The organism is Stenotrophomonas sp. PFBMAA-4, from assembly GCF_030053215.1.
GTDB lineage: Bacteria > Pseudomonadota > Gammaproteobacteria > Xanthomonadales > Xanthomonadaceae > Stenotrophomonas.
Map to the genome: position 1 here is coordinate 69,325 of NZ_JASGBW010000002.1, position 12,742 is coordinate 82,066.

At 67.3% G+C, this 12,742-nt stretch carries 9 protein-coding genes; 4 read left to right on the forward strand and 5 right to left on the reverse strand.

Features of this window, described 5'->3' with window-relative positions; genetic code table 11:
• Positions 1-78: 78 nt before the first annotated feature.
• Both QMZ26_RS01650 and QMZ26_RS01655 read right to left on the reverse strand, forming a co-directional pair.
• Positions 79-786: a YafY family protein gene (locus QMZ26_RS01650; RefSeq protein ID WP_200732490.1), complete on the reverse strand. Its 708-nt coding sequence runs from the start codon at positions 784-786 to the stop codon at positions 79-81.
• A complete protein-coding gene (locus tag QMZ26_RS01655; RefSeq protein ID WP_283220346.1) occupies positions 786-1,421 on the reverse strand; it encodes an NAD-dependent dehydratase in 636 nt (211 codons plus the stop codon). The genes QMZ26_RS01650 and QMZ26_RS01655 overlap by 1 nt, the downstream gene beginning before the upstream one ends.
• Before the next feature lie 107 nt (positions 1,422-1,528).
• On the opposite strand from QMZ26_RS01655, the gene QMZ26_RS01660 reads away from it, so the two are divergent.
• Positions 1,529-3,067 carry a GGDEF domain-containing protein gene (locus QMZ26_RS01660; protein WP_079223943.1) on the forward strand — a complete coding sequence of 513 codons (1,539 nt, stop codon included), beginning with the start codon at positions 1,529-1,531 and terminating at the stop codon, positions 3,065-3,067.
• Between the two features lie 67 nt (positions 3,068-3,134).
• On the opposite strand, the gene QMZ26_RS01665 is transcribed toward QMZ26_RS01660, so the two are convergent.
• Positions 3,135-4,064 carry a DUF808 domain-containing protein gene (locus QMZ26_RS01665; protein WP_283220347.1) on the reverse strand — a complete coding sequence of 310 codons (930 nt, stop codon included), beginning with the start codon at positions 4,062-4,064 and terminating at the stop codon, positions 3,135-3,137.
• Between the two features lie 223 nt (positions 4,065-4,287).
• Here QMZ26_RS01665 and QMZ26_RS01670 point away from each other — a divergent pair, with 223 nt between their 5' ends.
• Both QMZ26_RS01670 and QMZ26_RS01675 read left to right on the forward strand, forming a co-directional pair.
• Entirely contained in the window at positions 4,288-5,931 is a 1,644-nt protein-coding gene (locus QMZ26_RS01670) for an AarF/UbiB family protein (protein WP_234458342.1), read from the forward strand.
• A 232-nt stretch (positions 5,932-6,163) separates the two neighbouring features.
• The gene (locus tag QMZ26_RS01675; RefSeq protein ID WP_283220348.1) at positions 6,164-8,269 is read left to right on the forward strand and encodes a phosphoglycerol transferase I; all 2,106 of its coding nucleotides are present in this window, start codon (positions 6,164-6,166) and stop codon (positions 8,267-8,269) included.
• A gap of 914 nt (positions 8,270-9,183) precedes the next feature.
• Here the strand turns inward: QMZ26_RS01675 and QMZ26_RS01680 are convergent.
• Positions 9,184-11,616, reverse strand: coding sequence for a DUF3772 domain-containing protein (locus QMZ26_RS01680; protein WP_283220349.1), 2,433 nt, complete (start codon positions 11,614-11,616; stop codon positions 9,184-9,186).
• A gap of 187 nt (positions 11,617-11,803) precedes the next feature.
• Positions 11,804-12,052, reverse strand: a complete 249-nt coding sequence (locus QMZ26_RS01685; protein WP_079223952.1) for a hypothetical protein — start codon at positions 12,050-12,052, stop codon at positions 11,804-11,806.
• 193 nt (positions 12,053-12,245) lie between these two features.
• Here QMZ26_RS01685 and QMZ26_RS01690 point away from each other — a divergent pair, with 193 nt between their 5' ends.
• Entirely contained in the window at positions 12,246-12,740 is a 495-nt protein-coding gene (locus QMZ26_RS01690; protein ID WP_200731970.1) for a lipocalin family protein, read from the forward strand.
• Positions 12,741-12,742 lie beyond the last annotated feature (2 nt).

The window sequence follows — 12,742 nt, forward strand, 5'->3', positions numbered from 1 at the left end:
AGAAAGTCCCGCGCTGCGCGCGATAGTCGACTAGCAGTCGACTCTACCCCCGCTTCTCTACCTCCGCCGGCCGGCAACTCACGACTGGTCCAGCCAATCCGGGGCGATGCCCTGCGCCTTCTGCCAGCGCCGCAACAACGTGGCGCGCGGCACAAGGTAGTGGTCCTGCAGCACGCGCACCTGGCGGATGCGGTCCAGCCTGAAATGGCGGAAGTCCTCGCGGCCCTCGCACCACGCCGCCAGCATCGGTACTTCATCGAAGTAGGCCAGCGCGAACGGCCACACAATGCGCTCGGTGCGCTGGCCGTGCGCGTCCTGATAGCCGAACTGCAGCCGTTGTTGTGCACTTACCGCCTCGCGCACTGCCTGCAGGCGCGCCGGTGGCACCTTCGCCGCAGCTTTCGAGGGGCCTACACGCAGGCCGCTGTCGCGCAGTGCTTCGCGGCGTGCCGCTGGCAGTACGTGGGCGATGCGTGCCAGCGCATCACGGGCGGCGTCAGCCAACGCCGGCTCGGTGCGCGCGGCGACCCAGCGCAGGCCCAGCACCAGCGCGTCGATCTCGGCCGGTGGCAGGGTCAGCGGTGGCAGGGTATCGCTCGGCGCCAGCAGGTAGCCGATACCGGCCTCACCACGCAGGTCCGCACCCTGCTCACGCAGGGTCTCGATGTCGCGGTACAGCGTGCGCAGGCTGATGCCCAACGCATCGGCCAGCGCCTGCCCGGCCACCGGCCGGCGGTGCCGGCGCAGCAGCTGCAGCAGTTGGCTCAGGCGCAGCGCACGCGACATCAGCCGACCAGCGCGCTGGACGCCACCACGTGTTCGCCCGGCGGCGGCGCCAGCGCGGCATCCACCAGCGCCCTGGCAATACGGCTGGCCGGATTGATCCGCCATGCCCGCGGCAGCACCGGCCCCAGCGCGCCAAGCACCTGCAGGGCGAAGTGTTCGCCACGGCGAACCTGCTGCCGCTGCCCACCAATCAGGCCCGGCCGCACCAGCGTGAGCGAAGCAAAGGTGAGCGCGCGCAGATCGCGCTCGAGCTCGCCCTTCACCCGGTTGTAGAAGAACGCCGAGCCAGCATTGGCACCAGCGGCCGAGTTCAGCACGAACACGCGGGCGCCCTGGCTGCGCGCCAGCCGGGCGAAGGCCAGCGGGTAATCGTGGTCGACGCGGTAGAAGGCCTCGCGGCTGCCGGCCTGGGCCATCGTGCTGCCCAGGGCGCAGATCACCGCATCCACCTGCGCCCAGTCCGGCGCATCGGGCAGCGCGTCGAACGACAGCACGGGGGCATGCAGCTTCGGATGGCTCAGGCCCAGCGGGCGCCGGGTCGGGGCCACTATCGCGCGGCAAAGCGGGTCGTCCAGCAGCATCGGCAGGGCCAGCCCGCCGACCAGGCCGGTCGCCCCCAGCAACATCACGCGCATACCCACCTCCACTGCGGCATCCTGTCGCCCATCGTAGCCGTTCAAGCCGTCGGCGGCCGCGCCGATATGCTGTCACCAGTCCCTGCCAGCCCCAGGATTTTCTTGCCATGACGGACCAGCCCGACCACCGCCCTGCCCCCGGCACCGCCCTGGGACCGCCGGCGCGCACCCGCGCGGTGCCCGACGATGGCCGTGGCGACCGGGTGGTCCTGCAGGGCGGCACGGCCGTGGCCCTGCAGCAGTTGTTTGCCGGCGCCGATGCCCCCGAGCCGCTGCTGGCCGCCTTTGCCAATGGCATGGCCACCCTGCCCGGCGAGCTGGGCGACATGGGCGACCGCCTGCAGTCGGCGCAGGCCAGCGCCGACTGGCCGCGCTATGGCCGGGCGATGCGGCAGCTGATCGACAAGTACATCCGCACCATCGAGCAGCATTCGCCCGATGGCCAGCCCGACAGCCTGCGCCTGTCCGAACAGCTGCGCCTGCTGCTGGGCGGCGCGGTGGTGTCGCTGCTGCTGCACGACCCTGACCTGCGCGAGCAGGCCCAGGCGCTGGCCGCCCAGCTGCGGCAATGGCAGCCGGGGGCGCCGCTGGAGCCCATCGAACAGGGCGTGCGCGAGCTGGGCCACCAGGTGGGCGTGCGTGCGGAAAGCTGGCAGGAGCAGCAGGCGCTGCTGCTGGAGCTGTTCGCCCTGCTGCTGGAAAACGTGAGCGAGCTGCTGGATGACCGCAGCTGGCTGCAGGGGCAGATCGCGGCCGTACGCCAGCTGCTGGCCGGCCCGCTGGAAGCGGAGTCGGTCGAGCGCACGCGCGCGGAACTGCGCGAGGTGATCTACAAGCAGGGGCTGCTGCGCCAGGGCATCGATGATTCAAAGGCGGCGATGCGCGGCCTGATGGGCGAGTTCATCGAGCGCATGGACGGCATGGCCGCCAGCACCGGTGAGTACCACGACCGCATCGGCACCTATGCCCTGCAGCTGCGCGAGGCGCGCAGCATCGCCGACCTCAACCACCTGCTGCAGGAAGTGATGCACGACACCGGCAAGGTGCAGCAGCAGGCCGCGCAGGCGCGTGACCACCTGGCCAGCGCGCGGCAGGAAGTGGAACGGGCCGAGCGGCGCATCACCGAGCTGGAACAGGAACTGCGCGAGGCCGGCGACCTGGCCCGCATCGATCCGTTGACCCAGGCCCTGAACCGGCGCGGGCTGGACGAAATGCTGCAGCGGGAAATGGCACGGGCGGCGCGCAACAACACGCCGCTGGGCTTGGCGGTGATCGACCTGGATGACTTCCACCAGACCAACGATACCCATGGCCATGCCGGCGGTGATGCCCTGCTGCAGCACCTGGTGTCGATCTGCCGCCTGCTGCTGCGCGCCACCGATGGTGTTGCCCGGCTCGGCGGTGACGAGTTCGTGCTGGTGCTGCCGGAAACCCCGGGCGCCGACAGCATGGCCACGGTGCAGCGCCTGCAGCGCTCGCTGGCCCATCGCGTGCTGACCGTGCAGGACCAGCGCGTACCGGTGCATTTCAGCGCCGGCCTGGCGCAATGGCAGCCTGGCGATGATGCCGAGGCCCTGCTGCGCCGCGCCGATGAGGCCCTGTACGTTGCCAAGCGCCAGGGCAAGAACCGGGTGCAGGCGGGGTAATCCCGCCCTGGTGGGTGCCGACCGTTGGTCGGCACGCCATTCAATGCAGCCGAGCATGGGCTCGGCTCTACAGCTTCCCGCGCAGCTTCTGGATGCCGGTCACCGCGGCCAGCACGATCGCACCGGCAACGATGCCGACCACCATGTTCGCCGCCGCACTGATCAGCCAACCCCACTGCCCTTCGCCACCGAAGCCCTGCACCGCGTGGTGCAGCACCGGCACGTTGTGCACCAGGATGCCGCCGCCGACCAGGAACATGGCGATGGTGCCGGCCACCGACAGGAACTTCATCAGCCACGGCGCGGACACCACCAGGCCACGGCCGAACGCGGCCACCGCCCCGCCCTTGCGCGACAGGTACAGGCCCACGTCATCCAGCTTCACGATGCCGGCCACCAGCCCGTAGACGAACACCGTCATCGCCAGCGCGACCACGGCCAGGGTCACCAGCTGCTGGGTGAAAGCCGCGGTGGCCACCACGCCCAGGGTCAGCACGATGATCTCGGCCGAGAGGATGAAGTCGGTGCGGATGGCGCCCTTCACCTTGTCCTTTTCCCACGCCACCATGTCCACCTGCGCATCGGCAAGCGCCTTGCGCCGCTCGGCCTGGTGCTCGGCGTCCTCGTCGGACGAATGCAGGAAGCGGTGGGCCAGCTTTTCCACGCCTTCGAAGCACAGGAAGGCGCCGCCGATCATCATCAGCGGCACGATCAGCGGCACGTTCCAGCCCCGGCTGTGCAGCCAGGCCTCCAGCGCGCTGATCGCCAGCGCCGCCGGCACCAGGATCACCTTGTTCAGCAGCGAGCCCTTGGCCACCGCCCACACCACCGGCAGTTCGCGGTTGGCGTTGACGCCGGTCACCTGCTGCGCGTTCAGCGCCAGGTCGTCGCCCAGCACGCCGGCGGTTTTCTTCGCCGCGACCTTGGTGAGGATCGAGACGTCGTCGAGCAGGGTGGCGATATCGTCGAGCAGGGCAAACAGGCTGGCACCGGCCATGGTGGATCCAAAGAGGGAATGGGCGGATTCTGACTGATCCGGTGCCTGCTGCGGAAGCGGGTTCACCGCGTGCCTACTGCGCAGCAGGGACACTGGCAGGGTCCCCCTTCCGCCGGGCGCCCGCCGGGCATGGCCCGGCGCTACCAGAGCAGCGCACCGTCCCGAGGAGTTCCGCTTGAGCAATCCGTCCACCGCCACGGCCAATCCCCCGCTGGTCAAGGGCATGAACCGGCGCAGCCAGATCCTGCGCCTGCTGATGCGCTACCGCCATTCGGGCGTTTTTTCCGGCATGAACCTGGACGCGGCCGGCAGCCATACCGACGTGCCGGCCGACGGCAACCCGGAGCAGTTCGTCAGCGATCTGGAAGCGCTGGGACCGACCTTCGTCAAGCTCGGGCAGATGCTGTCCACGCGCCCGGACATGGTGCCGCCGGAGTTCGCCACCGCGCTGGAACGCATGCAGGAGAACGTGGCGCCGATTCCGGTCGAGCGCATCCACGCCATCGTCGAACAGGAACTCGGTGCCGGGGTGAACAAGCTGTTCGCTTCGTTCGACCCCGAGCCGCTGGGCTGTGCCTCGATCGCGCAGGTGCATCGTGCCGTGCTGCACGACGGCCGCCAGGTGGCGGTGAAAGTGCAGAAGCCGGAAGTCGCCGCACAGCTGCGCTCGGATCTGGAGGCGCTGCGCAGCTTCGCCCTGGCCGCCGACCACCTCACCCAGGTCGGCCGCCGCGTGCGCCTGCGCGACTGGCTCAACGAATTCGCCAAGACGCTGATGCAGGAGCTGGACTACCACGCCGAGGCCGAGAACCTCGCACGCTTCGGCCGCCACCTCAAGCCGTTCCGGCGCCTGTGGGTACCGCAGCCGCTGTGGGATTACTGCAGCCAGCGCGTGCTGACGATGGAGCTGGCCACCGGCGTGCGCGTGGATGCGATTCCCGACGTGCGCCGCACCGAGCAGGCGATGGATCCCCTGGCCGCCGCATTGATCCGTGGTTACCTGGACCAGATCTTCGTGCATGGCGAGATCCATGCCGACCCGCATCCGGGCAACCTGCGGGTGACCCCCGACGGGCGCCTGGCGATCTTCGACCTGGGCATGGTCGCGCACATGCCGCCGCGCCTGCGCGAGCGCCTGCTGAAGATCCTGTTCGCCGCCGTTGATGGCCGCGGCGAGGAAGTGGCTGACGACCTGATCAGCATCAGCACGCGCCTGGAAGCCTTCGACGAGGAACGCTACCTGCGCGAGACCGGCCAGCTGATCGCGCGCTATGCCGCCAGCGGCAGCTTCTCCGAAGGCCGCGTGGTGCTGGACATGGTGCGCATCGCCACCGCGTCCGGCCTGCGCACGCCGCCGGAACTGAGCCTGGTCGGCAAGGCCCTGCTCAACCTGGAAACCGTCTGCCGCCTGCTGGCACCGGACCTGGATACGCGCCGCATCGTCGAGCGACAGCTGCAGCATGTGATGCGCGCGCGCCTGAAGAAATCGCTGTCGGCCGCCAACCTCGCCAGCGAGGCGATGGAGCTGCAGCAGCTGCTGCGCGATGGGCCACGCAAGCTGACCGACATCATGGCGCTGCTGGCCGAGAACCGCCTGCAGATGAAGGTGACCGGGCTGGAAGAGTCGCGCTTGATGGAGAACCTGCAGAAGATCGCCAACCGCGTGGCGGCCGGCATCATCAGTGCAGCGCTCATCATGGCAGCGTCGTTGATGATGAAGCTGGAAACCGGCTGGCACCTGTTCGGCTACCCCGCCATCGCACTGTTCCTGATGCTGATCGGCGTCGTGCTTGGATTGGGCATCGTGACCAGCGCGTTGCTGTTTGATCGGCGTGCACGTGCGCGTGAGGAACGCGGGCATCGTTGAAGAAACGGGAAATCGCGCCGTTTCTTAATGAAATCGCGTAGCTGCATTCACGCTGTTTTTACCTGCAGCGCGCGTTTTCACCTCATGTAACGAACAAACATTTCAGTCAGGTTCGTGCAGGCACTATCGGGTCATCGGCCTGTCATGGATGTGTGCTTGCGGCAGCGCCGGTCGGATGGACACGCGTCGGTACGACGTCCATCACCACCTCCCGTCACTGCCGAAGCCGCTTATGCTCTGGATCCTGCTGCTGTCGCTGTTGCTGTTGGCCTGGTTGTTCCTCGCCTCCGATAAGTGGGTGTGGTGGAAGGCGAGCACGTTCTCGCTGCTGCTGCTCGCACTCAGCACGTGGTGGTTGATCGACAAGCTGTCCGGCGATGGCCTGAACGCAGCAACGCTCTACCACCTGGGCGCCGACATGGAAGGCGCGGGTATCGCCGACTTCAAGGGCTATATCGCCGGCTACATCGCGCTCATCGTGGTTTCGCTGCTGCCGCTGTTCGCCACGCGGGTGAAGCGCTGGCGCCGCCCCGGCCACGGCGGCGCATGGTTTGCGGGCTTCGCGGTGGTGTGGATCGCCACGATCATGGTCAGCCCGCTGGCACGCGATGGCCAGCGCCTGTACCAGCAGCTGCGCCCGGTCGATTTCGCCCGCATCGCCCCCGAATACCAGGTGCCGACGCAGCCGCTGCAGCGCCCGCGCAACATCGTCTGGATCTATGGCGAAAGCCTGGAACGTACCTACCTGGACGAGAACGTGTTCCCGGGCCTGATGCCCAACATCAACCGCCTGGCCACCCAGTCGCTGGACGTGCGCGGCCTGGCATCGGCCGAGGGCAGCGGCTGGACCATCGCCGGCCTGGTGTCGTCGATGTGTGGCGTGCCGCTGACCACGTCGCAGGGCGATGAGAACAGCATGGACCGCATGGGCAGCTTCCTGCCCAAGGCCGTGTGCCTGGGTGATTACCTGAAGCAGCAGGGCTACACCAACCATTACCTGGGCGGCGCCAGCGGCCGCTTCGCCGGCAAGGGCCAGTTCCTGGCCAGCCACGGCTTCGATGAAGTGCACGACCTGGAGTGGTTCAAGCAGCAGAAGAAGATCGGCCGCGTGCATTACTCGCCGTGGGGCGTGCACGACGACGTGCTGCTGGACACGGCCTACCAGCGCTTTGAACAGCTCTCGCGCAAGGGCGAGCCGTTCATGCTGACCACGCTGACCATGGACACCCACCACCCGGCCGGCCACCTGCCCGTGGCGTGCAAGGGCCAGCGCTATGAGAGCAGTTACGGCAACATCAACATGCTCAACGCACTGAAGTGCAGCGACCGGCTGATCTCGCAGCTGGTGCAGCGCATCCAGGCCAGCCCGTACGGCAAGGACACGCTGATCGTGATCGCCTCGGACCACCTGGCGATGCCCAACGACCTCACCAGCATCCTGACCAGGCAGAAGCGCGAAAACCTGCTGCTGTTCCTGGGCGAAGGCATTGCCCCGCAGCAGCTGAAGGCCGACGCCGGCACCACCCTCGATTCGGGTGCGACGCTGCTCAGCCTGCTGGACCCGCAGCTGAAGACGATGGGCTTTGGCCGTTCGCTGATCGACACCCACCGCGCACCGAGTGCCAGCGTGGCGACCCAGCGTGACGGTGGCCGCGATTACCCGCAGTACCTGGCCTTCGCCCGCTCGCTGTGGCTGGGCGAACCCACCCGCGAGCTGAAGATCGATGGTGATGACCAGGTGGTGGTGGGACTGCAGCACGTGCAGCCGCCGGTGCTGCTGGAGTACGACAAGGACTGGGGCCTGAAGTCGGTGTATCTGGAGAACACCTCGCGCCAGTTCGACGACGCCGACCCGGACAACACCTTGGCCTATGTGGACCGCTGTACCGCGTTCGAGGATGGCTCGGCCGATGGTGACTGGTGCGCGCTGCTGGTGAACCGCGACAACGGCATCAAGCTGTTCCGCGATGACGACCTGCGTGGCGGCATTGCGGTGGATGCACCGCTGGAATCGTTCCAGGGCCCGCGCCCGAGCGTGCGCCAGGCGCACATGATCACCCAGAAGGGCCGCCGCACCCGTGCGGGCCAGTACATGCTGGAACTGGTGGCGAGCACGCGCCCGGACCGTGGTTTCTGGATCGAGGCGGTGTCGTCGCAGCGCAAGGTGGTGCTGGCGCAGCAGTGGGTGCAGCCGGATGCGGACGGCAAGATCAACGTCTCGTTTGGTCTGGATCACGAGGTGGATGATCTGGAGATCCGGGCATGGTTGAACCATGCCGAAAAGCTGGCGGTGGATACGTTTGCGCTGGTGCCGTCGCGCGGGCGACCGCGGGGGTAAGGGTGTTTCTATTGCAGGGCTTGCAGCCCTGCACCTGCTCAATGCAACGGCAAAAGCAAAAGCGGGGTATCCGTGGGTTGGCGGGGCGGTGTCGGATTGCGGGGACGCCGCAAGTACGTCCTTGTAGGCTTGGCCGCGGCATCCATGCCGCGGACACCCCGCAATCCGACACCGCCCCACCTTCGACAGGTTCACGCGGCTGTTGGTAGGTGCCGACCGTTGGTCGGCACATCTGTCAGATATCGAATGAATTCATTCGTGCCGACCAACGGTCGGCACCCACCAGAGCAGAACGCCGTTCCAGTAGGTCCACGCCATGCGTGGATGAAATCTGTCAGATATTGATATTCCACCCCGTGCCGACCAACCGTCGGCACCCACCAGAGCAGAACGCCGTCCCAGTAGATCCACGCCATGCGTGGATGAAATCTGTCAGATATTGATATTCCAGCCCGTGCCGACCAACCGTCGGCACTCACCAGAGCAGAACGCCGTCCCAGTAGATCCACGCCATGCGTGGATGAAATCTGTCAGATATTGATATTCCACCCCGTGCCGACCAACGGTCGGCACCCACCAGAGCAGAACGCCGTCCCAGTAGATCCACGCCATGCGTGGATGAAATCTGTCAGATATTGATATTCCACCCCGTGCCGACCAACGGTCGGCACCCACCACAGCAGAGCGTCGTTCCAGTAGGTCCACGCCATGCGTGGATGAAATCTGTCAGATATTGATATTCCAGCCCGTGCCGACCAACGGTCGGCACCCACCAGAGCAGAACGCCGTTCCGACAGATCGCAGAGAACTGTCGAAGGCGGGGTGGGTCCGCCATCCCGCAGGAAACCCGCTTTTGACGTTGACGTTGATTCTGCAGGTGCAGGGCTGCAAGCCCTGCAAAAAGACCCCCCCTTTTACTCCGGCGGGGTATCACGTACCAGGTGGATGTCAGTCGGGGTCGACAGCGGGATCCCCCGCTCGGCCAGTATCTGCAGCAGGCTGAAATACAGATCGCTGCGCGTGCCATACACCTGCCTCGGGCTGGCCACGTAAGCGAAACTGTTGAACGTGATCTGGCCGCCGGCAATGCTGTCGATGAATACCGACGGCGCCGGCTGCGCCAGCACCGCCTGGTGTGCGCCATAGGCATCCAGCAGCGCCTGTTTCAGCCCCGCCACATCGGTGCTGGTCGGCACCGCGAACTGGATCTGGATGCGGCCCTGGTTGTTGCCCATCGTCATGTTGCGGATGGTCTTGGTGATCAGCTCCGAGTTCGGCACGATCAGCGTCGACTTGTCGCCCACCTGGATCTCGGTCGAACGCACGTTGATGCGGCGGATGTCGCCTTCCTGGTCGCCCAGCTTCACCCAGTCGCCGATCTTCACCGGGCGCTCGGCCAGCAGGATCAGGCCCGAGACGAAGTTCTGGATGATCGCCTGCAGGCCGAAACCAATGCCCACCGACAACGCACTGGCCAGCAGGGCCAGGTTCTTCATGTCCAGGCCCATCGCGGTCAGCGCCCACAGGCCCACCAGGATGATGCCGACGTAACCGGCAATGGTGCTGATCGAATTGCGCGCGCCCAGGTCCAGCTCGGTCTTGGGCAGGTAGGTGTCGGTCAGCCAGCGCTGCATCAGCTGGGTCAGGCCAACGCCCACCAGCAGCACCAGCACGCCGGTCACGATGCGGCCCGGCTGCAGCGTCAGGCTCTTGTTGATCTCGATGCCATTGGCCAGCGAGGCGATGCGCTCGACAATCGTGCCGACGTTGCCGAACGGCGCGGCCAGCGCCAGCAGCGCGATCAGCACCACCAGCGCGCGCAGCATCGCCGACAGCAGCACGCCGGCCTGCTCCAGCCGCGAAACACTCAGGCCGGTACTGAGCAGGATGGTCTGCCCGACCTTGCTGTCGGCGTTGAGCAGCCAGGTGCTGAAGTCATCGACAAACTTGAACAGCAGCATCGCCGCCAGCACCACGATGGCACCGCCAATCAACTGCTCGTTGACGAACTTGGCGAAGTTCACGTAGCCCAGCAGGCTGGCGATGATGGCGGCCGTGACGGCGAGGTTGCCGGCGACGCGCGCCAGCACCAGCCAGCTGCTGCGACGTACCGGCACTGCCGCACCCACGCCATCGGCCTGCGCCTCCAGCTTGGCCTCGGCTTCGGCATTCTGGCGGCGGTGCAGGCGCGACAAGGTGACCAGCATGGCCATGATCAGGCCGAGGTAGGTCAGCGCGATCACGCCGTCCAGCGCCACGGTGGTCACATCGCTGGTGCGCGTGGCCCGGTCGATGGCCACCAGCACCGTGCTGAACCAGGCCAGCGCGGCCGCACCCCAGGCGTACTTGCGCAGCTTCAACGCGGCGGTGTCATCCAGGTTCAACAGCCGCCACGAGGGCCGCGTCGGCACCAGCAGGCAGGCGCTGAGCGCGGCAATGAAGGCCGCCACGAAGGTGGCCTGCACCACGCCGTCGGCCACGTTCTGCAGGCGCGGCGCGATACCACCGATGGCGTTGAGCGACGCGATGAACACCACCACCGCATAGCCCGGCAGCAGGGTGCCGACCAGCAGCAGCCACATGGCCAGGCCGGAGCGGCGCAGGCGCCCATCGGGCGCACGGTCGGAGGCGGCGAAGCGCCGGCCCAGCGCGCGCAGCCACAGGCGCAGCGGGAACATCATCACCAGCGCGGCCAGCAGGCCCAGCAGCGGCGTCCACCAGCCTTCCTTGTTCAGCGCATCCACCAGGGCATCACGGCCCTGCGCGGCCAGCGGCGTGACCCGCGCGATATCCACCGGAAGCTGCTTGGCGACCTTGCGCCACAGCGACGGCGACAGCGGCGAATCGACCTTCTGGCCCAGTTCCTCGGTGCGCTGCGCGGTGCGCTGCTTCTCGATGTCGGCCGCCAGCTGGCCGGCACGCACGGCGCTGGCTTTTGCCTGCGCGATTGAAGACGCCAGCGCATCACGCTGGCGGGTCAGGTTGCGCCGCTGCGTCGCCAGCTCCGGCGGCTCGGTGGTGCCCTCCGGTGCCGTGCCCAGCTGGGCCAGCTGCTCGGTCAACTGGTCCAGCTGCGGCTGCAGGCTCTTTTCCAGGGCCTCGGCATCGCGGCGCACCTGCGATGCGGTCTCGGACAGCATCGCCAGCGTTTCCGTGGCCTCGGCGGCATCGCGCTTGCGATCCACCTCTTTCAGGCTGGCATCGAACTGGGCCAGCTGCTGCTTCGGCGTCGGGTCATCATCCTGGGCCTGCACCGGCGCGGCCAGCAACAGCGCGCCACACAACAGCAGCGCCAGCGAAGGGCCACGCCCCAGGATCGTTCGGAAGAAGGAAAGCAAGCCAGCCACACCGGTTCGCGCGGACCACCGCGCCTGCGCGCGACTATACGGCACGGATGGTAAAGGCTGGATGGAGGGCGCTGCGAACCTCGGCGACGGAGGTAGTGTCGACCGTTGGTCGACTGCCGCGCGCAGCGCGGGATTTCCAGGGCGTCCCGCCAGAAGCAGTCGACCAACGGTCGACTCTACCCGGCCCTCAGTACTTCAACCGCAGCTCTTCCACCTGGGGCTGCTGCAGCGCGTACCAGTCCTGGAATTCTTCTTCGCTGATCTCATCCGGCGCGTACACCGCGATGGGATGCCAGTCGTGGTCGGTCGGCAGCGGCTGCCGCGGGCCGGCGCGCAGGCTGTAGCTGACGCCTTCGTAATCGACCACATCGTCCACCTGCGGCCACTGCTCGCGGGCAAACGCGGTTTCACTCTTCAACAGGATCACCTGGTACATCGGCACCTCCACTTCGCGGGTATGGGAAAAAACGCGGCGCTGGCGCAAGCATAGCGCCGCACCGGCGGGCACTGGCACGCCGCGCGGGCGACGCAATGTTCTGGACGTGGCGCTCGCCCCGGTTTCACCTGCCCATGGCGAGCCCGGCGGCATGGTGGGGGTCCGTTCCCAACGCGTACCGCCCCGCCTGTCCATGACCGACCACCCGCCGCTGAAGACCGTCGCCGACCTCAAGCTGCCCCGCTACCTGGGCACCTGGTACGAGATCGCACGCCTGCCCATGCGCCACGAGCCGGACGGCTGCACCGATGTGTCCGCCCACTACCAGCTGCTCGACAACGGCAACGTGCAGGTGCACAACCGCTGCCGCATGGACGGCGAGGTGGAGGAAGCCATCGGCGAAGCCTGCCCGGTGGACAATGACAGCGCCCGCCTGGCCGTGAGCTTCCTGCCCAAGGGCCTGCGCTGGCTGCCCTTCACCAAGGGCGACTACTGGGTGGTGCAGGTGGCCCCGGACTACAGCGTCGCCCTGGTCGGCAGCCCGGATCGCAGGTACCTGTGGCTGCTGGCCCGCGAACCGCAGCTGGATGCCACCGTGCGCGACCATTATCTGGCCACCGCGCAGCAGCAGGGCTTCGATCTGTCCGAACTGATCCACACCCCGCATACCGGCCACCCCACTGCCTGAGC

Excerpts from the sequence above, each read along its gene's own strand:
- QMZ26_RS01690 (WP_200731970.1), top strand. The coding sequence starts at position 12,246 with ATGACCGACCACCCGCCGCTGAAGACCGTCGCCGACCTCAAGCTGCCC.
- QMZ26_RS01650 (WP_200732490.1), bottom strand. The coding sequence starts at position 786 with ATGTCGCGTGCGCTGCGCCTGAGCCAACTGCTGCAGCTGCTGCGCCGG.
- QMZ26_RS01670 (WP_234458342.1), top strand. The coding sequence starts at position 4,288 with ATGAACCGGCGCAGCCAGATCCTGCGCCTGCTGATGCGCTACCGCCAT.
- QMZ26_RS01660 (WP_079223943.1), top strand. The coding sequence starts at position 1,529 with ATGACGGACCAGCCCGACCACCGCCCTGCCCCCGGCACCGCCCTGGGA.
- QMZ26_RS01685 (WP_079223952.1), bottom strand. The coding sequence starts at position 12,052 with ATGTACCAGGTGATCCTGTTGAAGAGTGAAACCGCGTTTGCCCGCGAG.
- QMZ26_RS01675 (WP_283220348.1), top strand. The coding sequence starts at position 6,164 with ATGCTCTGGATCCTGCTGCTGTCGCTGTTGCTGTTGGCCTGGTTGTTC.
- QMZ26_RS01665 (WP_283220347.1), bottom strand. The coding sequence starts at position 4,064 with ATGGCCGGTGCCAGCCTGTTTGCCCTGCTCGACGATATCGCCACCCTG.
- QMZ26_RS01655 (WP_283220346.1), bottom strand. The coding sequence starts at position 1,421 with ATGCGCGTGATGTTGCTGGGGGCGACCGGCCTGGTCGGCGGGCTGGCC.